This is a genomic window from Streptomyces sp. NBC_01410 (genome assembly GCF_045040195.1).
Classification (GTDB): domain Bacteria; phylum Actinomycetota; class Actinomycetes; order Streptomycetales; family Streptomycetaceae; genus Streptomyces.
Window position 1 is genome coordinate 7,204,015 of record NZ_CP109530.1, and the last position, 25,845, is coordinate 7,229,859.

General features: G+C 69.6%; 23 protein-coding genes. 15 read left to right on the forward strand and 8 right to left on the reverse strand.

The genetic code is table 11. The annotated features are described in order from the left end of the window. The first annotated feature begins 2 nt into the window (after positions 1–2). The 4 genes from OG741_RS32985 to OG741_RS33000 all read left to right on the forward strand — a co-directional run bounded on the left by OG741_RS32985 (position 3) and on the right by OG741_RS33000 (position 2,900). Positions 3–1,031: an oxidoreductase gene (locus OG741_RS32985; protein ID WP_405603786.1), complete on the forward strand. Its 1,029-nt coding sequence runs from the start codon at positions 3–5 to the stop codon at positions 1,029–1,031. Between the two features lie 283 nt (positions 1,032–1,314). Then, complete coding sequence (locus tag OG741_RS32990; RefSeq protein ID WP_405603788.1) at positions 1,315–1,542, forward strand: hypothetical protein; 228 nt, start codon at positions 1,315–1,317, stop codon at positions 1,540–1,542. A gap of 43 nt (positions 1,543–1,585) precedes the next feature. Beyond that, positions 1,586–2,029, forward strand: a complete 444-nt coding sequence (locus OG741_RS32995) for a DUF6879 family protein (RefSeq protein WP_405605888.1) — start codon at positions 1,586–1,588, stop codon at positions 2,027–2,029. 25 nt (positions 2,030–2,054) lie between these two features. Beyond that, entirely contained in the window at positions 2,055–2,900 is an 846-nt protein-coding gene (locus tag OG741_RS33000; protein WP_405603790.1) for a helix-turn-helix domain-containing protein, read from the forward strand. 1,081 nt (positions 2,901–3,981) lie between these two features. Here the strand turns inward: OG741_RS33000 and OG741_RS33005 are convergent. Both OG741_RS33005 and OG741_RS33010 read right to left on the reverse strand, forming a co-directional pair. After that, on the reverse strand, positions 3,982–5,355 hold the full coding sequence (locus OG741_RS33005) for an MFS transporter (protein ID WP_405603791.1): 1,374 nt from the start codon (positions 5,353–5,355) through the stop codon (positions 3,982–3,984). Further along, the gene (locus tag OG741_RS33010) at positions 5,352–5,996 is read right to left on the reverse strand and encodes an ArsR/SmtB family transcription factor (protein ID WP_405605890.1); all 645 of its coding nucleotides are present in this window, start codon (positions 5,994–5,996) and stop codon (positions 5,352–5,354) included. Before OG741_RS33010 ends, OG741_RS33005 begins: the two co-directional genes overlap by 4 nt. Before the next feature lie 452 nt (positions 5,997–6,448). Between OG741_RS33010 and OG741_RS33015 the strand changes: the two genes are divergently transcribed. Continuing rightward, a complete protein-coding gene (locus tag OG741_RS33015; protein ID WP_405603792.1) occupies positions 6,449–8,086 on the forward strand; it encodes an ABC-F family ATP-binding cassette domain-containing protein in 1,638 nt (545 codons plus the stop codon). A gap of 88 nt (positions 8,087–8,174) precedes the next feature. Here OG741_RS33015 and OG741_RS33020 read toward each other — a convergent pair whose 3' ends face one another. The 3 genes from OG741_RS33020 to OG741_RS33030 all read right to left on the reverse strand — a co-directional run bounded on the left by OG741_RS33020 (position 8,175) and on the right by OG741_RS33030 (position 12,367). Next, positions 8,175–10,541: a Tex family protein gene (locus tag OG741_RS33020; RefSeq protein ID WP_405603794.1), complete on the reverse strand. Its 2,367-nt coding sequence runs from the start codon at positions 10,539–10,541 to the stop codon at positions 8,175–8,177. Positions 10,542–10,670: 129 nt separating this feature from the next. Next, positions 10,671–11,534, reverse strand: a complete 864-nt coding sequence (locus OG741_RS33025; protein ID WP_405603795.1) for an SCO6745 family protein — start codon at positions 11,532–11,534, stop codon at positions 10,671–10,673. A gap of 89 nt (positions 11,535–11,623) precedes the next feature. Further along, a complete protein-coding gene (locus OG741_RS33030; RefSeq protein ID WP_405603796.1) occupies positions 11,624–12,367 on the reverse strand; it encodes an enoyl-CoA hydratase/isomerase family protein in 744 nt (247 codons plus the stop codon). Between the two features lie 207 nt (positions 12,368–12,574). Here OG741_RS33030 and OG741_RS33035 point away from each other — a divergent pair, with 207 nt between their 5' ends. Then, positions 12,575–13,042 (forward strand): ATP-binding protein, encoded by a 468-nt coding sequence (locus tag OG741_RS33035; protein WP_405603797.1) that lies wholly within the window; start codon positions 12,575–12,577, stop codon positions 13,040–13,042. Positions 13,043–13,102: 60 nt separating this feature from the next. Here OG741_RS33035 and idi read toward each other — a convergent pair whose 3' ends face one another. From idi to galE, 3 genes are all read right to left on the reverse strand, one after another. After that, entirely contained in the window at positions 13,103–13,696 is a 594-nt protein-coding gene (idi, locus tag OG741_RS33040) for an isopentenyl-diphosphate Delta-isomerase (RefSeq protein ID WP_405603799.1), read from the reverse strand. Between the two features lie 327 nt (positions 13,697–14,023). After that, positions 14,024–14,965: a cation diffusion facilitator family transporter gene (locus tag OG741_RS33045; protein WP_405603800.1), complete on the reverse strand. Its 942-nt coding sequence runs from the start codon at positions 14,963–14,965 to the stop codon at positions 14,024–14,026. 154 nt (positions 14,966–15,119) lie between these two features. Then, positions 15,120–16,103 (reverse strand): UDP-glucose 4-epimerase GalE, encoded by a 984-nt coding sequence (galE, locus tag OG741_RS33050; protein WP_405603801.1) that lies wholly within the window; start codon positions 16,101–16,103, stop codon positions 15,120–15,122. Between the two features lie 240 nt (positions 16,104–16,343). Between galE and OG741_RS33055 the strand changes: the two genes are divergently transcribed. The 9 genes from OG741_RS33055 (at position 16,344) to hpnD (ending at position 25,831) form a co-directional block, all read left to right on the forward strand. Continuing rightward, positions 16,344–18,206 (forward strand): DUF5941 domain-containing protein, encoded by a 1,863-nt coding sequence (locus OG741_RS33055; RefSeq protein WP_405605892.1) that lies wholly within the window; start codon positions 16,344–16,346, stop codon positions 18,204–18,206. After that, positions 18,203–18,940, forward strand: coding sequence for a phosphocholine cytidylyltransferase family protein (locus OG741_RS33060; RefSeq protein WP_266483553.1), 738 nt, complete (start codon positions 18,203–18,205; stop codon positions 18,938–18,940). The genes OG741_RS33055 and OG741_RS33060 overlap by 4 nt, the downstream gene beginning before the upstream one ends. Further along, positions 18,928–19,989 carry an iron-containing alcohol dehydrogenase family protein gene (locus OG741_RS33065; RefSeq protein WP_405603803.1) on the forward strand — a complete coding sequence of 354 codons (1,062 nt, stop codon included), beginning with the start codon at positions 18,928–18,930 and terminating at the stop codon, positions 19,987–19,989. Before OG741_RS33060 ends, OG741_RS33065 begins: the two co-directional genes overlap by 13 nt. Continuing rightward, positions 19,967–20,746: a CDP-alcohol phosphatidyltransferase family protein gene (locus tag OG741_RS33070; protein WP_405603805.1), complete on the forward strand. Its 780-nt coding sequence runs from the start codon at positions 19,967–19,969 to the stop codon at positions 20,744–20,746. Before OG741_RS33065 ends, OG741_RS33070 begins: the two co-directional genes overlap by 23 nt. 41 nt (positions 20,747–20,787) lie before the next feature. After that, positions 20,788–21,660, forward strand: a complete 873-nt coding sequence (locus OG741_RS33075) for a glycosyltransferase family 2 protein (protein WP_405605894.1) — start codon at positions 20,788–20,790, stop codon at positions 21,658–21,660. 98 nt (positions 21,661–21,758) lie between these two features. Continuing rightward, positions 21,759–22,688 (forward strand): ABC transporter permease, encoded by a 930-nt coding sequence (locus OG741_RS33080; protein WP_405603806.1) that lies wholly within the window; start codon positions 21,759–21,761, stop codon positions 22,686–22,688. Beyond that, positions 22,675–23,481 (forward strand): ABC transporter ATP-binding protein, encoded by an 807-nt coding sequence (locus tag OG741_RS33085; RefSeq protein ID WP_405603807.1) that lies wholly within the window; start codon positions 22,675–22,677, stop codon positions 23,479–23,481. The genes OG741_RS33080 and OG741_RS33085 overlap by 14 nt, the downstream gene beginning before the upstream one ends. Positions 23,482–23,963: 482 nt before the next feature. Continuing rightward, on the forward strand, positions 23,964–24,884 hold the full coding sequence (gene hpnC / locus OG741_RS33090) for a squalene synthase HpnC (RefSeq protein WP_405603809.1): 921 nt from the start codon (positions 23,964–23,966) through the stop codon (positions 24,882–24,884). A gap of 8 nt (positions 24,885–24,892) precedes the next feature. Further along, positions 24,893–25,831, forward strand: coding sequence for a presqualene diphosphate synthase HpnD (hpnD, locus tag OG741_RS33095; protein WP_405603811.1), 939 nt, complete (start codon positions 24,893–24,895; stop codon positions 25,829–25,831). Positions 25,832–25,845 lie beyond the last annotated feature (14 nt).

The following is a 25,845-nucleotide window of genomic DNA, read 5'->3' on the forward strand; positions in this document are numbered from 1 at the left end:
ACATGTCTGCCGTGTACGCGACTTTCGAGCTGTCGCCGGCGACGCGGGTCGGGGGAGTCCTCGCGGATGGTGGCCACCAAGTGCACCGGGACTTCATGGACTTCATCGTCGACGGGCGGCCGCTGCTGTTCCAGCTCAGCGACCTCGACGCCGTCTCTCCGCTGGCTGCCGACATACCCCCGGCGATACTCACCGTCCAGCTGCGTACCCTGTTGCTCGAAGCGCCGGCGCCGCTGGCGGACGGGCGCTGTGTGATCTACGGCTGCCCCGAGTGCGAGAGCATCGAGTGCGGCGCGGTGACCGCCGTCATCGAGTGCGACGGTGACGACGTCGTCTGGCGGGACTTCGCCTGGCAGACGTCCGAGGCGGCGGACCTGGAACTCAACGGCTACCACGGGATAGGGCCGTTCCGCTTCCGCGGCGATGCGTACCGCGCCGAGCTCGAACGCCTGCTGCCGGACGGCGACGCCGCACCGCCCCCGCGCCGCCGGGTCCTGCTCATCGGCGCGCGCGTCGACGTACTGGCCAAGCTGGCCGCCGCCCTGCGGACCATCGGCATCGGCGCGGACATCACCCAGGACGCGACCGCGATCCACGCGGACGAGCTTCTGGGTTACGGCGCGGTCGCCTTCGGCCGCGCGGTCGGCGAACCCGAACGCGCGGCGGTTCGGGCGGCGTTCGAGGCGGCGGGCGCGGACGCGGTGTACGTGGACGGACTCGCCCCCATCATCCCCCTGCTGGTCGCCCAGATAGAACACGCGCTGGACCGCAGCCCGCCGGAACGCCGGAGACTGATCAGCCTGACGGCGTCGGCGAGGCTGGCACACGTGGAGGTGACCTCGACGTGCCGGGTACAGCTGGTCGCGTACCGCCTGGACCGGCTGTACCGCACCCACACGAGGGAGGTGTTCGACGGGGTGCTGGACCCGGGCGGGCACCGGATTCCGGTGGAGGGGCGGGCGGTGCGGGGGCGGTCGTTCCTGGTGGGGCGGACGATGGGGGGCGTGGTGGTGGCGCCGGTGGTGGGGTGAGGTTCTTTCCCCCCACCCCGCCCCTTCCTGTAACTGGGCGCGGACAGGGCGGTGTTCGCCGGGTGGGCCGTTAGGACTCAGCGGTTGGGTTCACGGCCATGTCTTGAATGGCTGACCCCACCACAGAGCCCCCGTTGGTCGTCACCCTCATGAGAGCGGCGGGCGCGGGGGCTTTCGTCGTGCCCGAACATCACGTAGAAGTTCGTGCAAGTTGCTGGCGCGCAGCGGCCGTGCGATCCAAGCTCAGCCATGTCGATCGTCACCTGAGGCCGAGGAGGCCACCATGACGCTGCACCGGCTGGGCAAGGACCCGGAGAGCCCCAACAACGGCTCTCCGACGGTGTACTTGGACGATGAGACCGGGAACTACATCCTGCAAGGGTGGCGCGTGACGGACGCTGAGCGCCTGGCGCAGATGAACATCCCGGATCATGAAACGGTGATCGAGTTCCCGAGGCGCATGATGGAGTTCTTCCCGGAGGTGAGCGGTGGCGACGGAGCCGACGTTTGAGGATCTGTTCCGCTCCGCTCAACACGGCGCGTATCACTTGGAGATGAGGGACGCGTACGGGCTCGATGGCGACTTCCAGGAGTGGACTTCGGGCCACCGGTTCGATCCTGCGGAGCGTTGGTCATGGTGGATCGATCTCGTCTCGGCGTCGGTGGCCCGTGGCGTGGACGTACACCGAGCGCGCATCGTCTCCGAACCGATCTCCCCATACGTGCGGTATGAGTACGAGCTGACCAGCGGGCACAACGTCAAGGCCGGCGAGGCCGTACGTTGGCTACCTCGCCGGCGAGCATCCGACCTGGCGCTGCCTGGTAACGACTTCTGGCTGTTCGACGGTACGTCGGTCCTGTTCAACCACTTCGCAGGGGACGGAACGATGACCGGCGAAGAGCTGGTCACTGACCCTGCCGTGGTGGAGCTGTGCGTGGCCGCGTTCGCCGCTGCATGGGAACGCGCTACCCCGCACGAGGAGTACCGGCCGGTCTGACAGCACGTATCCGGAACAGTCGAACGTGACTTCATCGTCCAGCGTCCAGCAAGCCCGAGAGGCTCTCGGCAAGCGGCTGCGTGAGATCCGGAAAGATTCCGGACTGACAGGGCGGGAGCTTGCCTCTCGGGCCGGTTGGCATGAAAGCAAGTGCAGCCGTATCGAGAATGGCCGCACCCCACCGTCAGACGACGACCTGCGCGCGTACACGCTGCACTGCGGTGCCGCGGACCAGACGGCCGACCTGATTGCCACCGCGCGCAACATCGACGGCGCATATGTCGAGTGGCGGCGCATGGAACGGTCCGGGCTGCGCCGTGCGCAGGAGTCGGTCATCCCGCTGTGGGAGCGAACCCGGCACTTCCGTGCCTACTCGTCATGGCTCATCCCAGGACCGCTCCAGACACGCGCATACATCGAGGCACTGCTCAGAGCGATTCGGGACCGTCGCGCGCTGCCCGACGACCTAGAGGAAGCCGTTCAAGTCCGCGTGGACAAGCAGCGAGTCTTGCACGAAGGGCCACGCCGCTTCGCTGTGATCCTGGAGGAGGGCGCCCTACGGCACCGGATCGGCGGCGCCGCGACCATGGCCGGTCAACTTGGTCACTTGCTCTCCCTGGCCACGCTGCCGAACGTGAGCCTGGGCGTGATCCCGCTCAGCGCGGACCGTACCGCACTGTGGCCTGTCGAAGACTTCTGGATCTTCGATGACGCCCAAGTCAACGTCGAGTTGGTCTCCGCCTTCCTAACGGTCACGCAGCCGCACGAGGTTGGCATGTACGCCCAGACCTTCGTTGATCTGGCCGACTTGGCGGTCTACGGTGCCGCTGCACGCGCGCTGATCACGTCGGCAATCGACTCTCTCGGGTGAGCGTGCGCAAGTTCGTGCATGTTCGTTGAGGTTGGCTGTCCGTCGTTCCTAGCGTTGTCGCCATCAGGATGACGCCCGCGAGGGGACGGCCCCATGACTCACCCAACGACGTATCCCGGTCCGCCTGTTAAACTACCACGGAGACTCAACGCCGATCCTCCCCCTGTTGCTGGCTGCGATGTGTGCGACGCACTGGACAAGGAACGCAGCGGGGCACGCGCCGTGGGCAACGGGTCGAAGGTCTCTGACTGCAACGTCGAGATTCGCAGCCACCCACACGAACAGCGCTGCTCATGATCCCCATGGCGCAGTACAAGGGTTTACGCGCTGAGGCGGAGCACACGGCAGCGCTGTTGCGTGCAGCCCTCATGCGCGCCGGAATCCCGGAGGACGCTGCGCGTTCGTGCCCTGGTGACGGGCAGGGGACGCGCGTACGTGGAAGTCGGGGCGCTCCCGATCAGCTCAGTGGTGAAGCTATTGAACGCACTTCCCTTGGCCTTGCCCGACGGCGACATCGACGGTGGCCGCGCCCTGCCCGGTGAGGCGTTCGGATGAGCCGTGCCATTTTGCGCCACGTGCGCCATACGATCCGGCACGAGCCCGAGGGCGGAGTCACGTACGAAGCGTTCTGCGTCATGTCCGGCTGTGGCGAGACATCCGGTCTCCAGGAGGCCCAGGAGTCGACTCAGGACTGGCGCCTATGCCACACCGGCCGCACCGGCCATGACCTTTTCCGTCGAGTCGCGACTGATCACGCCCGTGTGACGCGGGACGAGTAGAGCTGCGGCACGCCCAGGACGGCCCGGCTCAGTGCGTCGGGCTGCTCCGTCTTTGCGTACATCCTCGTGACGCATGGACGGGGCCTCGGGTCATGCCGAAGTTCTTGAGCACGCCCACTTTTTGACATCGTTTTATGGGCAAGATCCAGCGTCGATCCGGCTCCGATCCCCCGCCAACCGATCTTGCTCAACAATCGGTCGATAGATGAGCGCCGTGCGAACGAGTCGTGTGTTCGCGAACATGCGCGGCGCCTTTCGGGCACCCGTGCGATTGTGCGGTCTGCGGGTTATTGGTCCCGGCGCTACTGATCGGCATGTTGCTGATGGTGGTCGGAGCCAGCGGTGCTCGGGGAGGACGACACGGCGTGGGGCTGAGGCGTTGCCGCCGGAGTCGGGGGCGTGGTCCCGCTGTGGTGAATCCACAGGAGATGTCCTGCCAGCAGCACCGTGCCTCCCAGCAGCCAGGGCGGCGCGCCTGACGGAAGGACACCAATGATCAAGCCGGTGAGCGCTCCCACCAGTTGCAGAGCGAGAGACTGGACGGACAGCGCGGTGGCCCGGCCCGAACTTGGGACACGGCGGTGCAAGAGGTCCTTTCCGCTCGGCCCCGCCGCGCCGAGCCCGACGTAGACCAGGCCGTAGCCGATGGCCGCGAGGACAATGGGGCCCACTCCTGTGAACGCTGCGGTGGCGCCGAGCAGAAGCAGGCCGCACGCGCTCGCGCCGAGGCTCACCATGACCGCACGCTCACCACTGCCTGCAAGCCGAGCCGTCAGCGGTGCAAGGTGGCTGCCGATACCCGCGCAGATGAATCCGGCGCAGGCGAGTGCGGCAAAGAGCACCGCCCCCGACTCCGATGTGCCCGTGAGGGCCGCGGCACGGCCCGGCGTGAGCAGTTCGATCGCGGCCAGGGCGCTGCCGGCGGCCCCTGCGCTGAGGAACACCCGGCGGACCAGCGCATCGCGGCCCCCCAGTCGCAGTCCGCCCACGACGGTGGCCGGGATGCCTCGGAGTACGTCGGGCAGGGTGGCTGCCGGTCGGGGCGGCTCCCGCAGAGCGGTCAGGACATACAGCACGAAGGCGATCTCGACTGCTGCGCCCAGCAGCATCGGGACGGAAAGGGGCAGCACCAGCTCGGACGTTGCTTCGCTCAGTCTGGCGCCGAGGTCGGGGCCGAGGCCGAGCAGCCAGGGAAGGGCGCCGCCGAGCAGGGTGCCCGTGGCGAGCGCGGCGGATGTCGCGGAGCCGCCGCGGGCCAGTCCGGTGCGCAGTTCGGCGTCGGGGCCGGAGTGCGTCTGGACGGTGTCGACGTACCAGGCTTCGGCCGGTCCGCTGGACAGGGCACGGCCCGCGCCCATGAGGGCCATGCCGAGGCCGAGCAGCCAGGGAGCAGTGCCCAGGCCCACGAGGGTTAAGGCGGCCAGGTTCAGCAGGCCGGCGGCGGCCAGAACGGCGCGGCGTCCGAGGACGTCGGACAGTCCTCCGGTGGGCAGTTCCAGCGCGGCGGCGGTGAGGGAGTGTGCGGCGAAGAAGCCCGCGATGGCCGCCATGGCCGTGCCGCGCTCGATGAACAGCAGGATCAGGGGGGCAATGCTCAGTCCCAGCGGCAGCCAGAACAGAACGCAGACCGTGATGTAGCGGCGGCGTGCGGTGCGTATGCCCAGCGGCCCGGTCATGACGCGTCCTCGGTGTCTGTCCCCGCAGGGGCAGAGGCGTCCGCCGCAGTGGCGGGGTCGCACGGTGCCAAGGGCAGCCCGGCAGTGAGGAATACGACCTGCGCTGCGCGCGGATCTTCTGCGTCGCGGGTAGTCAGTTCCTCCAGCTTCCGGCCAAGCACCTCCCAGAGTTCGGTGAGCGACTCGGGGGTCAGGCGGGGCATCAGGTCGTTGATTCCGGACGGCTCCACCCACTCCTGGCCCAGCCGCCCATCGGCGATGTCGGCCTCGTGCCGGGCGAGAGATGCCTCCAGGTGCTCGATCTGGGCCCGGCGCGACAGGCTGACCCAGGCGCGGCTGCCCGGCGCGGCCTCCATTGCCTTGTTGCTCCAGGAGGTCACGGAGTGCACCGCCTGCCAGCGGCGCTCCCGCCCGTCACGGTGCTCGGCCTCGGCGACGAACGCGTACTTCGCCAGCACCCGCAGGTGATAACTGGTGGAAGCGGATGACTCCGCAGTCCTGACCGCGAGTTCGCTCGCGGTGGCCGGGCCGTCCTGCCGCAGCATCCCGAGCAGCCGGATGCGCAGAGGGTGCGTGAGGGCTTTCAGGGCTGCTGCGTCCCGCTCGGGATCGAGTACGCGTTTCTGCTCTTCGCTGACCATGACGGGAGGGTAGAGCGATCTGAGGACTTTCCAAAAGTATTTTTGCAGAAATTCCTTTGGAAAGTTTGCTGGTAGCCGGGATCGCGTCAGTGACGGGACTGGACAGCCTTGCGTGTCCGCACCTTCCTCGGCCGGCTTCTCATCGCCCGCTGTACGGGGGCTGGGCACGGTGACCGCGGTGAGGTTGAGGCGGGCGGCCATACCGAGGTTCACCTCGCCGTACGGGCGCACATGGGACCAGAACAGCGGGGTCAAGGCGCCGGTCGGCAGGCGCAAGGAGGGGTCGGCCCACTCCGGCTCGCCCAGGACGTCCTGGAGCATCGGGGTGCTCACGTAGACCAAGGCGGTTCTTACCAGCACCCCGACACCCCGCCCCCGAGCCCTGCCGCAGCGGCCCACCCCCCCACCGCCCCCACAACCACCCCCACCCCCGCCGCTAGGATCGCCCCCTGATGACCGCAACCCTCGTCGCCAAAGAACTCGCCGCCGGGCACGGCGACCGCTCGCTCTTCTCCGGGCTCGACCTCGTCGTCGCGCCCGGCGACGTGATCGGTCTCGTCGGAGTCAACGGCGCCGGCAAGTCGACCCTGCTGCGTCTGCTCGCCGGGCTCGACCGGCCCGAGCAGGGCGAGCTGAGGCTGTCCCCGCCCACGGCCACCGTCGGGCACCTCCCGCAGGAGCCCGAGCGGCGGCCCGGGGAGAGCGTGCGGGACTTCCTCGCTCGCCGGACGGGTGTCGCCGCCGCCCAGCTCGCGATGGACGAGGCGACCCAGGCGCTCGTGGACGGCGCGCCCGGCGCGGACGACGCGTACGCCGACAGCCTGGAGCGCTGGCTCGCTCTCGGCGGCGCGGACCTCGACGAGCGCGCCGAGGAGGTCGCCGACAGCCTCGGTCTGACCGTCGGGCTCGACCTGCCGATGACCGCGCTCTCCGGCGGCCAGGCGGCCCGCGCGGGCCTCGCCTCCCTGCTGCTGTCGCGCTACGACGTCTTTCTGCTCGACGAGCCGACGAACGATCTCGACCTGGACGGCCTGGACCGTCTGGAGACCTTCGTGCAGGGACTGCGCGCCGGGACGGTCGTCGTCAGCCATGACCGCGAGTTCCTGACCCGTACCGTCACCAAGGTCCTGGAACTCGATCTCGTACAGCAGCAGATCACCCTGTACGGCGGCGGATACGCGGCGTATCTGGAGGAGCGGGAGACCGCCCGCCGCCACGCTCGCGAGGACTTCGAGGAGTACGCCGACAAGAAGGCCGCGCTCGAAGGGCGCGCCCAGATGCAGCGGTCCTGGATGGACAAGGGCGTCAAGAACGCCCGCCGCAAGGCGACCGACAGCGACAAGCTCGGCCGTAAGTTCCGCAGCGAGGCGAGCGAGAAGCAGGCGGCGAAGGCGCGCCAGACGCAGCGCATGATCGAGCGGCTCGACGCTGTGGACGAGCCCCGCAAGGAGTGGGAGCTGCGGATGGAGATCGCCTCCGCCCCGCGCTCCGGCTCCGTCGTCGCGACCCTGCGCGAGGCCGAGGTCCGCCGTGGCGACTTCACCTTCGGCCCGGCCTCGCTCCAGATCGACTGGGCCGACCGGGTCGCCATCACGGGAGCCAACGGATCGGGCAAGTCGACGCTGCTCGCCGCCCTGCTGGGCCGCATCGAACTGGACGCCGGCCATGCCTCGCTCGGCTCGGGCGTCGTGGTCGGCGAGGTCGACCAGGCGCGCGGTCTCTTCTACGGCACCGAGACCCTGCTCGACGCGTTCAGCGCCGCCGTCCCCGACACCGAACCGGCCGAAGTGCGCACCCTGCTGGCCAAGTTCGGGCTCAAGGCCGAGCACGTACTGCGCCCGGCGACCACGCTCTCGCCGGGTGAACGCACCCGCGCCGCGCTGGCGCTGCTCCAGGGCCGCGGCGTCAATCTCCTCGTACTCGACGAGCCGACCAACCATCTCGATCTTGTGGCGATCGAGCAGCTGGAGTCCGCGCTCGACTCGTACACCGGCACGCTGCTTCTGGTCACACACGACCGCCGGATGCTCGACTCGGTCCGCACCACGCGGCGTATCGACGTGTCGGCCGGCAAGGTCACCGAAGGCTGACGTCTCGTCACTTCCGCGGAACTGAACCGCGATCGGAACGGACGCGAAGGGCCCCGCCACCGGACGGTGACGGGGCCCTGACGTGTTGTCAGCGACGCCGGTCGGGATCCGTGAGACCCGCGCGCCGCAGCGCGTCCGCCATCGCGCTGTTCGCCGGCGGCGGAGCCTGGCGGTCGCCGCCGCGGTCCCCGCGGCCGCCCTGCCGTCCGCGCTGCTGCGGCGGACGGCCGCCGCGCTCACCGCGCTCCCGCTGCTTCGGGCCGCCGGCCTCCTTCGGCGCGGCCTCGTCATCGAGACGCAGCGTGAGCGAGATCCGCTTGCGCGGGATGTCGACGTCCAGGACCTTCACCTTCACCACGTCGCCCGGCTTCACCACGTCCCGCGGGTCCTTGACGAAGGTCTTCGACATGGCCGACACATGCACCAGGCCGTCCTGGTGGACGCCGATGTCCACGAAGGCACCGAAGGCAGCCACATTGGTGACCACGCCCTCCAGGATCATCCCTGACGCCAGGTCGCCGATCTTCTCCACGCCCTCCTTGAAGGTGGCCGTCTTGAACGCGGGCCGCGGGTCGCGCCCCGGCTTCTCCAGCTCCCGCAGAATGTCGGTCACCGTCGGCAGACCGAAGGTCTCGTCCACATAGTCGGCCGGCTTCAGCGAGCGCAGCACCGGCGCGTTGCCGATCAGCGAGGCGACCTCCTCGCCCGCCGTCTTCACCATGCGCCGCACCACCGGATACGCCTCCGGGTGCACGCTGGAGGCGTCCAGCGGGTCGTCGCCGCCGCGGATCCTGAGGAAGCCCGCGCACTGCTCGTACGCCTTGGGGCCGAGCCTCGCCACATCCTTCAGCGCCTTGCGGGAGCGGAAGGGGCCGTTGGAGTCGCGGTGCGCCACGATGTTCTCGGCGAGTCCGGTGCCGATGCCGGACACCCGTGAAAGCAGCGGCGTGGACGCGGTGTTGACGTCAACTCCGACGCCATTCACACAGTCCTCGACAACCGCGTCCAGCGAGCGGGAGAGCTTCACCTCGGACAGGTCGTGCTGGTACTGCCCGACGCCGATCGACTTGGGGTCGATCTTGACGAGCTCGGCCAGCGGGTCCTGGAGGCGGCGGGCGATGGAGACGGCGCCGCGCAGCGAGACATCGAGGCCGGGCAGCTCCTGAGAGGCGAACGCGGAGGCGGAGTACACCGAGGCGCCCGCCTCCGAGACCATCACCTTGGTGAGGCCCAACTCTGGGTGCTTGGTGCACAGTTCACCGGCGAGCTTGTCCGTCTCGCGGGAGGCCGTGCCGTTGCCGATCGCGATCAGATCGACCGAGTGCTCCTTGGCGAGCCGCGCCAGCTTCGCCAGCGACTCGTCCCACTTGTTGGCGGGGACATGCGGATAGATCGTGTCGGTCGCGACGACCTTGCCCGTCGCGTCGACGACGGCGACCTTCACACCCGTACGGAAGCCGGGGTCCAGCCCGAGCGTGGACCGGGTGCCCGCCGGGGCGGCCAGCAGCAGATCACGCAGGTTCGAGGCGAAGACGCGTACCGCCTCGTCCTCGGCGGCCGTGCGCAGCCGCAGCCGCAGATCGATGCCCAGGTGCACCAGGATCCGGGTCCGCCACGCCCAGCGCACCGTGTCGGCGAGCCACTTGTCGCCGGGACGGCCTCGGTCCGCGACATGGAACCGCCGGGCGATCATCGACTCGTAGAGGGAGGGACCCGGCTGCTCGGACGGCTCCTCGGGCTCCAGGACCAGGTCGAGGACCTCCTCCTTCTCGCCCCGGAACATGGCGAGCACCCGGTGCGAGGGCAGTTCCTTGAAAGGCTCGGCGAAGTCGAAGTAGTCCGCGAACTTGGCGCCCGCCTCCTCCTTGCCCGCGCGCACCTTCGCCGCCAGCCGCCCGCGCGTCCACATCCGCTCACGCAGCTCGCCGATCAGGTCGGCGTCCTCGGAGAACCGCTCCGTCAGAATCGACCGCGCGCCGTCCAGCGCCGCAGCGGCGTCCGCGACGCCCTTGTCGGCGTCGACGAAGGCGGCGGCGGCCGCGAGCGGCTCCACCGACGGATCGGCGAGCAGCCCCTCGGCGAGCGGTTCGAGACCGGCCTCGCGCGCGATCTGTGCCTTGGTGCGCCGCTTGGGCTTGAAGGGCAGATAGATGTCCTCGAGGCGCGCCTTGGTGTCGGCCGCCCGGATCTGCGCCTCGACCTCGCCGGTGAGCTTGCCCTGCTCGCCCACGGACTGAAGAATCGCGGCCCGCCGCTCCTCCAGCTCCCGCAGATAGCGCAGCCGCTCCTCCAACGTGCGCAGTTGCGCATCGTCGAGCATCTCGGTCGCTTCCTTGCGGTAGCGCGCGATGAACGGCACGGTCGACCCGCCGTCGAGCAGCTCGACGGCCGCCTTCACCTGCCGCTCGCGTACGCCGAGCTCCTCGGCGATCCTGCCTTCGATGGACGTCGTCACGGTTCCCCGACTCGCCTTCTCATGCTGGTCGTGCTGGCTGTGCTTGAGAGTGCATTGTGCCGGGTGGCCGGGGCCCGTGTCGCGCGCCGCCTCGGACCCGATCCGGCCATCGTGCCGCGCCCGCAGGTGTCAGTCCTTGCTGCGGAGGTCCGCGGGGAAGGCACCGGCGCCCACCGCGAGGCTCAGGAAGCCGCGCGCCAGCTCGGTCAGCCGCTCGACGCCCTCGGCGCCCAGATGTGCGTACGGAGCCTGGTCGATGCGGTCCGTATGGTCTTCGAGCCCGGCCCGCAGCTCTGCGCCCGCCTCGGTCAACTCGCCCTCGGCGTCGAGCAGTCCGCGCTCGCGCAGCCGGTCCTGGGCGGCCTCCCAGTCGGTGCGCCGCCAGCCGCGCGTGGCCAGGATCCAGCGCGGCGCAGCGCCCTTTCCGGTCGCCGTGTGGCTCACCATCGCTTCGAGAGGGTCGAGCCCGGCCGAGAGCAGAGCGGCGAGATGGCCGTCGCCACGGTGCTCGCGCAGCAGGGTCGCGGCGTGCCAGTACGCGAGATGGGGCTCGGCGGGCACGGGCAGATCGGCGTGCGCGGCATACAGCGGCCGGGCGTGCCGGGTGCAGGCCTCGGTGGCGCGCAGCGCCAGCTCGGCGGCCTCCGCCAGCTCCTTGGAGGCGATCACCTCGTCGCCGAGCAGCCGCCGCAGCGTGCGGTCGACGATGCGCAGCCGGGCGTCGAGCACCGCCTCGGGCGAGGCGGTGTCCCACACGGCGGGCAGATGCTGGGCGATCAGCTCGTGATTGAAGTTGTAGAAGGTGGCCGCGACCGCGCCCGGGCCGACGGCCCCCATCGCGGCCGCGCGCGCGGCGAAGTAGGCAGCGCGCTCGTCCTCGATGCCGAGCCGCGCGTACTCGGCCGCGAAGTCCGGCGAGAAGTAGAGCGTCGAGTGCGTCGGATTGAGGGCGTGGTGACAGTGGCGGCCGGAGCGCGCGGGCAGAGTGCTCATACGAGAGATGTTACCGACTGGTCGGTACGTCGTGAAACCCCGAGTGGGGCACGGCGCAAACGTAACGCTGCGGGCGCGGGCAAAGAAGGTCACACAGACCAGGTGAAACGGGGCGCCCGGCGCTCCAGGAAGGCGGCGACTCCCTCGGCGGTGTCGCCGCCGGTGTGCGCCTGCTGCTCCCAGTGGGCGTCCCGGTCGGTGCGGCCGGCCGCGAACTCCTTTGCCGCCGCCTGGGTCAGCTGCGAGCGTGACGCGATGATCCGCGTGAACTCCGCGACCCGCTTGCCCAGTTCGCCCTTCGGCAGCACCTCGTCCACCAGTCCGGTGCGCAGTGCCCGCTCCGTATCGATCAACTCGCCCGAGAAGAGCAGGTACTTGGCCGACGCCGGGCCCACCAGCGAGACCAGCCGCCGGGTGGTCGAGGCCGGATAGACGATCCCGAGCTTCGCGGGGGTCACCCCGAACAGCGCGTCGTCCTCCGCGAACCGCAGATCGCAGGCCGCGGCGAGCTGGCAGCCGCCACCCACGCAGTAGCCGCGCACCGCGGCGAGCGTCGGCTTGGGGAACGTGGCCAGCGCCTCCTCGGCCTGTACGGCGAGGGTCTGGGGTGCCTCGCCGGGCTCCCGCAGTGAGGAGATGTCGGCGCCGGCGCAGAAGGTCGGGCCCTCGCCGGTCAGTACGAGCGCTCGTACCGAAGCGTCCGTGGCCAGCTCCGCGAGCAGCCCGGGCAGCGCGCGCCACATCCCCGCGGTCATGGCATTGCGCTTGGCGGGATTGCTGATGACGACGGTGGCGACCCCGTCCGCGACGGTGAGGTCCAGCTGCGGCTCCATGCGCCGGATGCTATCCGCCGCCCCCGAGCCCACCAATCAGCCAGAAGAAGATCAGGAACGGTCACACGGCTGACCGCGTCATGCGCACTCGGTCAAAAGGCGTCGATAGACGCTGACTTGTGTTCAGCCGCCGGGTCCGGACCAACGGACACCAACACTTATTACTCGATGGTCAGTGGCAGTCGAGCCGAGGGTGGGTGCCGGACTATGGAGAGCCGCGGGAGCGTCCCGGCCCGGCCCCTGTCGTACGAGGGCGTCTGGCGATTCACCGCTCCAGCGGTCGACGTGTCCGTACCGCAGGCCCGGCACGCCGTACGGGACCTGCTGAACCGTCAAGGCGTCCCCGCCCAGGACGACCTCGTCCAGGGACTGCTGCTGATCGTCTCCGAGCTGGTCACCAATGCCGTACGGCACGCCGCCCTTCTCTCGCCCGAGGTCGCCGTCGAGGTCGCCATCGGAACGGAGTGGATCCGGGTGTCGGTGGAGGACAACCATCCCTACCGGCCCAAGGCGCTGGAGACGGACTACGGACAGACCGGCGGCCGCGGTCTGCTTCTCGTGCGCGAGATCACCCTGGAAGCCGGGGGATCCTGCGACGTCGAGCACACCGCGAGCGGCGGGAAGATCATCTGGGCCGCGCTGCCGCTCAGACCGGGTGGCTCCGCGGTCTTTTAGCCATCCTGCCCGGGCCGGTGGGTCGCCCGGCCCGTCCCGTAAGTCGCCGTGCCAGTCCGGTCACCAGCCGCCGGACGGACCGGTCAGCTCCTGGATCGCCGGGCGTGCCGCGTCGAGCACGGTCATGAACCATGCCGAGAACGGACTCTCGGCATGCCGCGCCTGAAGCTCCTTCGGCGTCACGAAGGCCGTCTCGCCGACCTCGTCCGGGTCCGGCCGCGGCGGAGTCTGCACAAGTCCCACGAAGAGGTGGTTGTACTCCTGCTCCACCAGACCCGAGTCGGGGTCGGGGTGGTTGTAGCGGACCGTGCCCGCCTCGGCGAGCAGCGAGGGCGAGATCCGCAGTTCCTCGTGCGTACGCCGGGCGGCCGCCGCGAACGGGGCCTCGCCCGGGTACGGGTGACCGCAGCAGGTGTTCGACCAGACCCCGGGGGAGTGGTACTTGCCCAGCGCGCGGCGCTGGAGCAGCAGCCGCCCGTGCTCGTCGAAGAGGAAGACGGAGAACGCCCGGTGCAGCAGCCCGGGCGCCTGATGCGCGGCGAGCTTCTCCGCGGTGCCGATGGTGTTGCCGTGCTCGTCGACCAGTTCGAGCAGGATCGCTTGGGTGGTTCCCTTCGACGAACTGTTCGTCGCGGTGGCTGGTGAGGTCGGCATAACCATCCTTCGCATCGGTCCTCGGCGGCCCTGGGTGGCCTGCCCAGTCTGCCGTACAAAAGCGGCTTGTCCGCACTTCGGCAGTCCGGGCATGTCCGTCTCCACCGCGCCGGGACGTGGCGCGCGGCGACGTCGTTCGTCACATGCCGAAGGCTCCGGGGCACTCGGCCGTGCCCCGCGGCACGGCCCCCGGAGTCGTTGAACACAAGGGCCATCATGGCCTCGTCGGGCACCTCGGAAACCGGCCTTGTCCCACGGTGCGGAGCCCGCTCGAAGCCGAACCCCGGGCAGTAGACCGGATGGATCAGAACCGGCCGCGCTAACCCCTCAGTGACAGAGCCGGGCCTCGTGCTCGGCATGGCCGACCGGCTCCAGCTGGAAGGTGCAGTGCTCCACATCGAAGTGGTCCCCGATGCACCCCTGCAGATCGTGCAGCATCTTCTCGTGCCCGACCGCGTCCAGGACGTCCTGGTGCGCCACCACGTGCGCCGAGAGCACCGGCATCCCCGAAGTGATCGTCCAGGCATGAAGATCGTGTACGTCCTCGACCCCGGGCAGGGCGAGTATGTGCGCGCGCACCTCACCCATGTCCACGCCCTTGGGGGCCGCCTCCAGCAGTACGTTGAGCGTCTCGCGCAGCAGCTTCAAGGTGCGCGGCACGATCATCAGGCCGATGACCAGGGACGCGATGGGGTCGGCCTGCTGCCAGCCGGTGGCGAGGATGATGCCCGCCGAGACCAGGACGGTGAAGGACCCGAGCGCGTCCGCGAGGACTTCCAGGTACGCCCCGCGGACGTTCAGGCTCTCCTGCCGGCCCCGTACGAGCAGGGCGAGCGAGACCATGTTGGCGACCAGACCGACCACGGCGAACGCGATCGTCAGTCCGCCCCTGGTGTCGGCCGGGGTGATGAAGCGCTGCACCGCCTCGACGACCAGATAGCCGCCCACGCCGAGCAGCAGCAGGCAGTTGGCGAGCGCGGCCAGGATCTCGGCCCGCGCGAAGCCGAAGGTGCGGTTCCCTTCCGCGGGCCGGTTGGCGAAGTGGATCGCCAGCAGAGCCATGGCGAGCCCGACTCCGTCCGTGGCCATGTGCGCGGCATCGGCGATCAGCGCGAGCGAGTCGGACAGGATGCCGCCGACGATCTCCAGGACCATCACGCCCAGCGTGATCGACAGGGCGATGCGCAGACGTCCCTTGTAGGCCGATGCCGCGGTGCCGGTCGGCGGCGGTCCGCCGTGCGAATGCCCGTGGTCGTGCCCAGCCCCCATGAAAGACGCCTCCTGGTCCTCGGACGTGACTGCCGAGACCTCAGTGAACTACGGGTGGGGGGTATCGGGCAACACGGCACTGAACACCGTTGTCATATCGCCTGACCTGCGGAAACGACTTACTGGACGACCCGCAGGTCAGGCACTCTCAAGATCAGTTGGCCCGTGCCTCGGGGTGCCGGGCGCACCAGCCGTCCCAGGCCGACTCGACCATCTCGCGAACCCCGCGCGAGGCCGTCCAGCCGAGCTCCTTGGTGATCAGATCGACCGAGGCGACGGCCCTGGCGGCGTCGCCGGGGCGGCGCGGCTCGATCACCGGCTCCGCTTCGTCACCCGTGACCTCGGACACCAGATCGAAGAGCTCACGCACCGAGACCCCGGTGCCGCGGCCGATGTTGACCGTGAGATCCCCCGCGCCGTTCTGCTCCGCGAGCCTGCGGGCCACTGCGAGGTGGGCGTCGGCCAGATCCGCGACATGGATGTAGTCCCGGATGCAGGTGCCGTCCGGCGTCGGATAGTCGGCGCCGAAGATCCGCGGTGCCTCGCCGCGCGTGATCCGGTCGAAGAACATCGGGATGATGTTGAACACCCCGGTGTCCGCCAGCTCGGGCCGTGCCGATCCGGCCACATTGAAGTAGCGCAGACAGGCCGTGGAGATCGAGTGCGCCTTGCCGGTCGCCCGGACCAGCCACTCGCCCGCGAGCTTCGTCTCGCCGTACGGATTGATGGGCTCGCAGGGAGAGGACTCGGGGATCAGCTCCACCTCGGGCACCCCGTACACGGCGGCCGACGACGAGAACAGGAACCGCTTCACACCGGCCTCGACGACCGCGTCGAGCAGCACGGTCAGGCCATGCACATTCTCCCGGTAGTAGAGCAGCGGCTGCTCGACGGACTGTCCGACCTGCTTCTTCGCCGCGAGATGCACGACGCCGGTGACGGCGTGCTCGGCGAGCGTGCGGTCGAGCAGTTCGCGGTCCAGGACCGCCCCCCGCACCAGCGGAATCTCCTGCGGCAGCCGCTCGGCGACGCCGGACGAGACGTCGTCGAGGACGACGACCCGCTCACCCGCCGCCGTCATGGCCCGCGCGACGTGCGCTCCTATGTACCCCGCTCCACCTGTGATCAGCCAAGTCATGACCGCAACCTTAGGGGGTGTCCTGCGGATCGTGCCGGGCCCGCGGTTTGTTGAGCGGGCCTCCGATCGACGATGATGATCTCGGCGGGACCCAGCAAGCCATGTCCATGGCGAGCGGGCCGTTAACGGCCAGTGAACTCCCGCTTCCGCGCATCCGATAGCCTCTGCCGACGAGCCGCCGCCCGTATACGGGCCGAGCCGCCGCGCACCCGCACCCCCAGCTCCAAGGAGTGAGTTCGTCTGTCGACCGCCATCGTCACCGGTACGCCGGTACCCGGATCGTCGCTCGAGGGCGATCTGCGGTCGCTGGGTTTTGACGTACGGATCGCCTCCGGCGCCGAGGACACCGCGGCGCTGATCGCCGCCGTCCCGGGCGCCGACCGCGTCGCCGTCGTCGACCCCCGCTTCGTCGGGCACGTCCACTCGCTGCGGCTGGCGCTGACGGACCCCCGCTTCCCGGCGGCCGCGGTGCCCGGCGCGCTGACCGCGCAGCCCGAGGCGCGCACCGCGCTGACCAGGGCCCTGTCGGCCGCGGGCACCGGCACACCCTCCGGCGCGGCCGACGACAGCGACACCCTGTCGGCGGTGCGGGCCGTGGTGCTGCCCGACGTGCTCGCCGACGCGCTGGATGCCGAAGGCACGGCCGTGCACCGGCCCGAGCTGGGATCGCTCGTCGCGACCGTGCCCGATGACCCCCAGGGCCGTAACGAGGCACGGCAGGCCGTCACCGCCGTCGATGACGAGGACGTACGGCTGCGCTCGGCCGTGAAGGCCCGCGACGGCTTCTTCACCACCTTCTGCATCAGCCCGTACTCCCGCTATATCGCCCGCTGGTGCGCACGCCGGGGACTGACCCCCAACCAGGTCACCACCGCCTCGCTGCTGACCGCGCTGATCGCGGCCGGTGCGGCGGCCACCGGAACCCGCGGCGGCTACATCGCGGCCGGAGTGCTGCTGCTCTTCTCCTTCGTCCTGGACTGCACCGACGGGCAGCTCGCCCGGTACTCGCTTCAGTACTCCACGCTGGGTGCCTGGCTGGACGCGACCTTCGACCGCGCCAAGGAGTACGCGTACTACGCGGGCCTCGCCCTCGGCGCGGCTCGGGGTGGTGACGACGTATGGGCGCTGGCGCTCGGCGCGATGGTGCTGCAGACCTGCCGCCATGTCGTGGACTTCTCCTTCAACGAGGCGAACCACGACGCCGTGTCGAACACGAGCCCCACCGCCGCGCTCTCCGACAAGCTCGACAGCGTCGGCTGGACCGTCTGGGTGCGCAGGATGATCGTCCTGCCCATCGGCGAGCGCTGGGCGATGATCGCCGTGCTGACCGCCGTGACCACGCCCCGGATCGTCTTCTACGCACTGCTCATCGGCTGCGCCTTCGCCGCCTCCTACACCACCGCCGGCCGCGTCCTGCGCTCGCTGACCCGTAAGGCTGGGGGTACCTCCCAGGCGAAGCTCTGGGGGAGGACCGACCGCGCAGCTCAGGCGCTCGCCGACCTGACCGACTCCGGCCCGCTCGCCGAAGCGGTCGCGGGCGGCTTCGCCAAGCGCGCGCCGAGCCTCCCCGCGTTCGCTCCGTTCGTGATCGCCCTGGCGGGCGGTGCCCCCGTGGTGGCGACCGCCGCGCTCACCGACTACGGCTCCCCCTGGCCTGCCGTCGCCGCTGTGGCGTATGTCATCACCTCGGGCATCGCCGTCGCCCGCCCCCTCAAGGGCGCCCTCGACTGGCTCGTCCCGCCGGTGTTCCGGGCCGCCGAGTACTGCACCGTCCTGGCGCTCGCCGCCCGCGCCGAGGTGAACGGAGCCTTGCCCGCGGCCTTCGGCCTGGTGGCGGCTGTCGCCTACCATCACTACGACACGGTGTACCGCATCCGCGGCGGTACGGGCGCGCCCCCGAACTGGCTGGTGCGGGTCATCGGCGGGCACGAGGGGCGGACCCTGGCAGTCGCGGTGCTGGCCGCCCTGGTCACCAACGCACACTTCACGATCGCGCTGACGGTCCTCGCTGTGGCTGTCGCACTCGTGGTGCTCGCGGAGAGCATCCGCTTCTGGGTGTCCTCCGGAGCACCCGCCGTACATGACGAAGGAGAACCCGCATGATCGGCCTCGTACTGGCAGCCGGTGCCGGAAGGCGTCTTCGCCCCTACACCGACACGCTTCCGAAGGCCCTCGTGCCCGTCGACGGCGACACCACCGTCCTCGACCTCACCCTGGGGAACTTCGCCGAGATCGGCCTCACCGAGGCGGCCATCGTGGTCGGCTACCGCAAGGAAGCCGTCTACGAGCGCAAGGCGGCGCTGGAGGCGAAGTACGGCCTGAAGCTCATCCTCGTCGACAACGACAAGGCCGAGGAGTGGAACAACGCCTACTCCCTGTGGTGCGCGCGTGACGTCCTCAAGCAGGGCGTGATCCTCGCCAACGGCGACACCGTCCACCCCGTCTCCGTCGAGCGCACCCTGCTCGATGCCCGCGGCAACGGACAGAAGATCATCCTCGCCCTCGACACGGTGAAGCACCTCGCCGACGAGGAGATGAAGGTCATCACCGAGGGCGACAAGGGTGTGCGGCGCATCACCAAGCTGATGGACCCGGCCACCGCCACCGGCGAGTACATCGGCGTCACGCTCATCGAGCCCGAGGCCGCCGACGAACTCGCCGACGCGCTGAAGACCACCTTCGAGCGCGACCCCGACCTCTACTACGAGGACGGCTACCAGGAGCTGGTGAACCGCGGCTTCACCGTGGACGTGGCCCCCATCGGTGACGTCAAGTGGGTCGAGATCGACAACCACGACGACCTCGCGAAGGGCCGTGAGATCGCGTGCCTGTACTGACCCGACTGATTCCGTCGCCTGTCGTCGTCGACATCGCGCGCGGCGCCCTGGACGATCTGGCCGGCCTCCTGGCCGACCAGCGGATCTCCGCATCCGGCAAGCTTGCGATCGCGATCAGCGGAGGCTCCGGCCAGTCCCTGCGCGAGAAGCTCTCGCCGGTGTTGCCCGGCGCCGATTGGTTCGCGGTCGCCGGCGGTACCATCGACTCCGCCGTCAAGCTTGCCGACGACATCAGGGGCAAGCGGTACGACGCCGTGGTCGGCCTCGGCGGCGGCAAGGTCATCGACGTGGCGAAGTACGCCGCCGCGCGAGTCGGCCTGCCCATGGTCTCCGTCGCGACGAACCTCTCCCACGACGGCCTCTGCTCGCCGGTGTCCACCCTGGACAACGACAACGGCCGCGGCTCCTACGGTGTCCCGACACCGATCGCGATGGTCATCGACCTCGATGTCATCCGCGAGGCGCCGGTCCGGTTCGTGCGCTCCGGCATCGGGGACGCGATCTCCAACATCTCGGCGATCGCGGACTGGGAGCTGTCCCACCGCGAGACCGGCGAAGCGGTCGACGGTCTCGCCGCCGCGATGGGCCGCACCGCCGGCGAATCCGTACTGCGCCACCCCGGAGGCGTCGGCGACGACGAGTTCCTCACGGTCCTCGCCGAGGCGCTCGTACTCTCCGGCATCGCGATGTCGATCAGCGGGGACACCCGCCCCTCGTCCGGCGCCTGCCACGAGATCAGCCACGCCTTCGATCTGCTCTACCCCAAGCGGGCCGCCAGCCACGGCGAGCAGGTCGGCATCGGAGCCGCCTTCGCGATGCACCTGCGTGGTGCGCGCGAGCAGTCCGGACTCTTCGCCGAGGTGCTGCGCAGACACGGCCTGCCGGTGCTGCCCGAGGAAATCGGGTTCTCCACGGACGAGTTCGTCAAGGCCGTGGAGTACGCGCCGCAGACCCGTCCGGGCCGCTTCACCATCCTCGAGCACCTTGACCTCACCACCGATCAGATCAGGGACGCGTACGCCGACTATGCCAAGACCATCAGTAGCTGAACTCCGTCCGGTCGTTCACCCGGCGGGAGTGAAGGACCGGCGAAGCGGCGAGCACTGGGGCGGCCGCCTGTACATGCGCGAGATCTCCTTGCGCATCACCCGTCGTCTGGTCACCACCGACGTCACGCCGAACCAGCTGACGTACCTGATGACCATCTGTGGCGTCCTTGCGGCACCGGCTCTGCTCGTGCCGGGCATCTGGGGCGCCGTCCTCGGCGTCGTGGCGGTCCAGCTCTATCTGCTGCTCGACTGCGTGGACGGCGAGGTCGCCCGCTGGAAGAAGCAGTTCTCGCTCTCCGGCGTGTACCTGGACCGCGTCGGTGCCTACCTGTGCGACGCGGCGGTCCTGGTCGGCTTCGGCCTGCGCGCCGCCGACCTGTGGGGCCCCGGGCCGATCGACTGGCTGTGGGCCTTCCTCGGCACCCTCGCCGCGCTCGGCGCGATCCTGATCAAGGCCGAGACCGACCTCGTCGGGGTCGCCCGCCATCAGGGCGGGCTGCCGCCGGTCAAGGAGGCGGCGGCCGAGCCGCGCTCGTCCGGCATGGCACTGGCCCGCCGGGCCGCCGCCGCGCTGAAGTTCCACCGGCTCGTCCTCGGCATCGAGGCGTCCCTGCTGATCCTGGTGCTCGCCGTCCTCGACGCGATCCAGGGCGGCCTGTTCTTCACGCGCCTCGGCGTCGCCGTGCTTGCCGGCATCGCGCTGCTCCAGACGCTGCTGCACCTGGTGTCCATCCTGGCTTCGAGCAGGCTCAAATGACTGTGTTCTCCCGGGGGACGAACCCCGAACCCCCGAGGCCGATGAAGCTCGGCGCGGTCATCATCACGATGGGCAACCGCCCCGACGATCTGCGCGCCCTGCTCGATTCGGTCGCCAAGCAGGACGGCGACCCGATCGAGGTGGTCGTGGTCGGCAACGGCGCCCCGGTGATCGATGTCCCCGAGGGCGTACGGACCGTGGACCTGCCCGACAACCTGGGCATTCCGGGCGGCCGTAATGTCGGCATCGAGGCCTTCGGCCCCTCCGGTTCCGACGTCGACGCGCTGCTCTTCCTGGACGACGACGGTCTGCTGCCCAACAGCGACACCGGCGAGCTGGTGCGACAGGCCTTCGAGGCCGATCCGGAGCTGGGCATCGTCAGCTTCCGTATCGCCGACCCGGAGACCGGGCTCACCCAGCGCCGCCACGTCCCGCGACTGCGCGCCTCCGACCCGATGCGCTCCTCGCGGGTGACAACGTTTCTCGGCGGCGCCAACGCCGTGCGTACGGAGGTCCTCGCCGAGGTCGGCTCGCTGCCGGACGAGTTCTTCTACGCCCATGAGGAGACGGACCTGGCCTGGCGGGCGCTGGACGCGGGCTGGGCGATCGACTACCGCTCGGACATGGTGCTCTTCCATCCGACGATGCCGCCGTCCAGGCACGCGGTCTACCACCGCATGGTGGCCCGCAACCGGGTCTGGCTGGCCCGCCGCAACCTTCCCGCGCCCCTGGTCCCCGTCTACCTCGGTGTGTGGGTGCTGCTCACCCTGCTGCGGCGGCCCTCACTGCCCGCTTTGAAGGCCTGGTTCGGCGGATTCAAGGAAGGCTGGCAAACTCCTTGTGGTCCCCGTCGGCCCATCAGGTGGCGTACGGTGTGGCGCCTGACCCGTCTGGGCCGCCCTCCTGTCATCTGACATGCTCGGTCCTGAGAGCATCGGGCGTACTCCCGGGACCTGGACGTCTGAGCCTGCGCCCGACCGGCTGCGCATCTTGAACACGAAAGTTTCAACTTGTGAGTGACACAACCCATGACGGTGCGATCGTGACGAGCGCCCCGCCATCCGCCGACGAAGGCCTGACACCGGCGCAGCTCGCCGACAAGTACGGCCTGTCGGTGAGCGGTGCCCGACCGGGGCTCGTCGAATACATCCGGCAGCTCTGGGGCCGGCGCCACTTCATCGTGGCCTTCGCCTCGGCGAAACTGACCGCCCAGTACAGCCAGGCCAAGCTCGGCCAGCTCTGGCAGGTGGTGACGCCGCTGCTGAACGCGGCCGTGTACTACTTGATCTTCGGGATCATCCTCGGAACCAAGGAGGGGATCGCCAACGATGTCTTCATCCCCTTCCTGGTGACGGGCGTCTTCGTCTTCACCTTCACGCAGACGTCCGTGATGTCCGGTGTGCGCGCCATCTCGGGCAATCTCGGGCTGGTACGGGCACTGCACTTCCCCCGGGCGGCGCTGCCGATCTCCTTCGCGCTCCAGCAGCTGCAGCAGCTGATGTTCTCGATGGTTGTGCTCTTCGTCATCGCGATGGGCTTCGGCAGCTACCCGTCGCTCAGCTGGCTGCTGATCTTGCCAGCGCTTGCCATGCAGTTCGTCTTCAACATCGGTATCGCCCTGATGATGGCCCGGCTGGGCAGCAAGACGCCCGACCTGGCTCAGCTGATGCCGTTCATCATGCGCACCTGGATGTACGCCTCGGGCGTCATGTACTCCATCCCGGTCATGCTGAAGGACAAGCCGGCCTGGATTGCCGATGTGCTCGGCTACAACCCTGCGGCGATCTACATGGACTTGGTCCGCTTCGCCCTGATCGACGGATACGGATCGTCCAATCTGCCCTCGCACGTCTGGCTCGCAGGCCTCCTGTGGGCCGTTCTCTTCGGCGTCGCCGGGTTTGTGTACTTCTGGAAGGCTGAGGAACGGTATGGCCGTGGCTGAGGACATCACAGCGCAGGACATCGCGCAGGAGCGCATCCCCACTGTCATCGCCGACGACGTGCACATCGTGTACCGGGTCCACGGCGGCAGCGGCGGCAAGGGCAGCGCCACCGCGGCCCTGAGCCGGATACTCCGCCGTGACAAGGGCGAGTCCCGCGGTATCCGCAAAGTCCACGCCGTACGCGGTGTCTCCTTCACCGCGTACCGCGGCGAGGCGATCGGCGTGATCGGAACCAACGGCTCCGGCAAGTCGACTCTCCTGCGTGCCATCGCCGGCCTGCTGCCTACCGAGAGCGGCAGGGTCTACACCGACGGCCAGCCCTCCCTGCTCGGCGTCAACGCCGCGCTCATGGGCGATCTCACCGGCGAGCGGAACGTCATTCTCGGCGGCCTGGCGATGGGCATGTCGCGCGAGGAGATCCGCGACCGTTATGAGGGCATCGTCGAGTTCTCGGGCATCAACGAGAAGGGCGACTTCATCACCCTGCCGATGCGCACCTACTCCTCCGGCATGGGTGCCAGGCTCCGCTTCTCTATCGCCGCCGCCAAGAACCACGACGTCCTCATGATCGACGAGGCCCTGGCGACGGGTGACCGCAAGTTCCAGATCCGCTCCGAGGCGCGCATTCGCGAGCTCCGCAAGGAGGCGGGCACGGTCTTCCTGGTCAGCCATGGCGCCAAGACGATCAGGGACACCTGTGACCGTGTCCTGTGGCTGGAGCGCGGCGAGCTCCTGATGGACGGCCCGACCGACGAGGTCCTGCGGGCGTACGAGAAGGAGACCGGCAAGTAGCCGGACCACGAAGATCGCGCGAAAAGACCCCCGTCGGCGCATCCCGGCGGGGGTTTTGTGCGTCCCTGGTTCTGTCCGGTCGATCCGGCCTGATCGACCGGACAGAACCTTAGGAGACACGGGCCGTGGCGCGCGCCGACAGGTGGGCAAGGATCGTCAGGCCAAGGTCAATTCCCGAGCCGCCGGGGAAAGTTGGCAAGGATTGGAGTGTTCTTGTAATGCGCGCAACACCCGGACGTATCACCGCGCGTTGTACAACGTAAGCTGTACCGGTGCTGAATCGCGGCAATCGGGGCGATACGGCCGGACCAGACCTGTGGCGCGCCTGTCCGCCGGGCGGTCTCCGCTGAGTCGGGAGGACCGGCGGCGTGTCCGAAATAGGATGGGTTGGATCGGCAGTGTAGAACGGGAGATGTGACGGCTATGACGGAAAATCTCCAGCTCCGCGAGGCTTTCGCCGTCCCCGCACCGGGCAGTTCCGAATGACGGGCACCCGGCAGGCGCGCGCTGAGGCTTCCGCGCGCGCCACACTCGACAAGGCCGCGGACGAGAACTTTCCCGTGGCCCCCTTCTTCCTGCCGCGCGCCTGGCGCGATGACCTGATGGCGGTGTACGGCTACGCCCGCCTTGTCGACGACATCGGCGACGGCGACCTCGCACCCGGCGGCGCGGACGCCCGCCACCTCGGCGTCGACCCGGCGAAGGCGGATGACCGGCTGGTGATGCTGGACGCCTTCGAGACGGATCTGCGCCGCGTTTTCGCCGGGGCCGACGCCGACCCGCACCACCCGCTGCTGAGCGCCCTGCGGCCGGTCGTACGCCGCCGCTCGCTCACCCCGGAGCCCTTCCTCGGGCTGATCGAGGCCAACCGCCAGGACCAGCTGGTGGGGCGCTACAACACGTACGACGAGCTCGTCGCGTACTGCGAGCTGTCCGCCAACCCCGTCGGCCGGCTCGTCCTTCAGATCACCGGCACCGCCAGCCCCGAGCGCCTCCGGCTCTCCGACTCGATCTGCACCGGGCTCCAGATCGTCGAGCACCTCCAGGACGTGGGCGAGGACCTCGGACGCGACCGGATCTATCTGCCCGCCGAGGACATGCAGCGGTTCCATGTCACGGAGAACGATCTCGCCGCACCGAACGCGGGCGTGCCGGTGCGCGCCCTGATCGCATACGAAGCGGACCGCGCCCGGCGACTCCTGGATGAAGGCACACCTCTGGTGGGCAGCGTCCACGGCAGGCTGCGGCTGCTGCTGGCCGGGTTCGTGGCCGGAGGGCGCGCCGCCCTCACCGCGATCGCCGGCGCCGGACACGACGTCCTGGCCGGACCGCCCAAGGCGACCAAGGCCAATCTGCTGCGTGAGGTGGGAGCAGTCTTGCGAAGAGCGCGTAGAGAGGGGTGAGCCGGACGATGGAGGGATCGACGGAGGCGTCGGCGCCGGTGCAGGCCGCGTACAGCTACTGCGAGGCCGTCACCGGCCGGCAGGCGCGGAACTTCGCCTACGGCATCAGGCTGCTGCCCACCGACAAGCGGCAGGCCATGTCGGCGCTGTACGCGTTCTCGCGGCGCGTCGACGACATCGGCGACGGCGAGCTCGCCCCCGAGGCCAAGCGGAACCGGCTGGAGAGCACGCGGGACGTGCTGGAGCGGATCCGCCGGGGCACGGTCCAGGAGGACGACACCGACCCGGTCGCGGTCGCTCTCGCGGACGCGGCACGCCGCTTCCCGGTCCCGCTCGCTGGCCTCGACGAGCTCATCGACGGCGTGCTGATGGACGTACGCGGCGAGACCTACGAGACCTGGGACGACCTCAAGGTCTACTGCCGGTGTGTCGCGGGCGCGATCGGGCGGCTCTCGCTCGGCGTGTTCGGCACTCAGCCCGGCGCGCGCGGCGTCGAGCGCGCCGCCGAGTACGCCGACACGCTGGGGCTCGCGCTTCAACTCACCAACATCCTCAGGGACGTTCGCGAGGACGCGGCCAACGGGCGCACCTATCTTCCCGCCGACGACCTCGCCAAGTTCGGCTGCTCCGCGGGCTTCCACACCGCGACCCCGCCGCCCGGCTCCGACTTCGCGGGCCTGGTGCACTTCGAAGTGCGGCGCGCCCGCACCCTGTTCGCCGAGGGCTACCGCCTGCTGCCCATGCTCGACCGGCGCAGCGGCGCCTGTGTCGCCGCGATGGCCGGGATCTACCGCCGCCTGCTCGACCGCATCGAACGCGACCCCGAGGCGGTACTGCGCGGCCGCGTCTCGCTGCCGGGGCGTGAGAAGGCGTACGTCGCCGTGCGCGGACTGTCCGGACTCGACGCCCGACACATCACGCGGCAGACCCTGAGGGGGCGTGTCTGATGCGGGCGCACAAC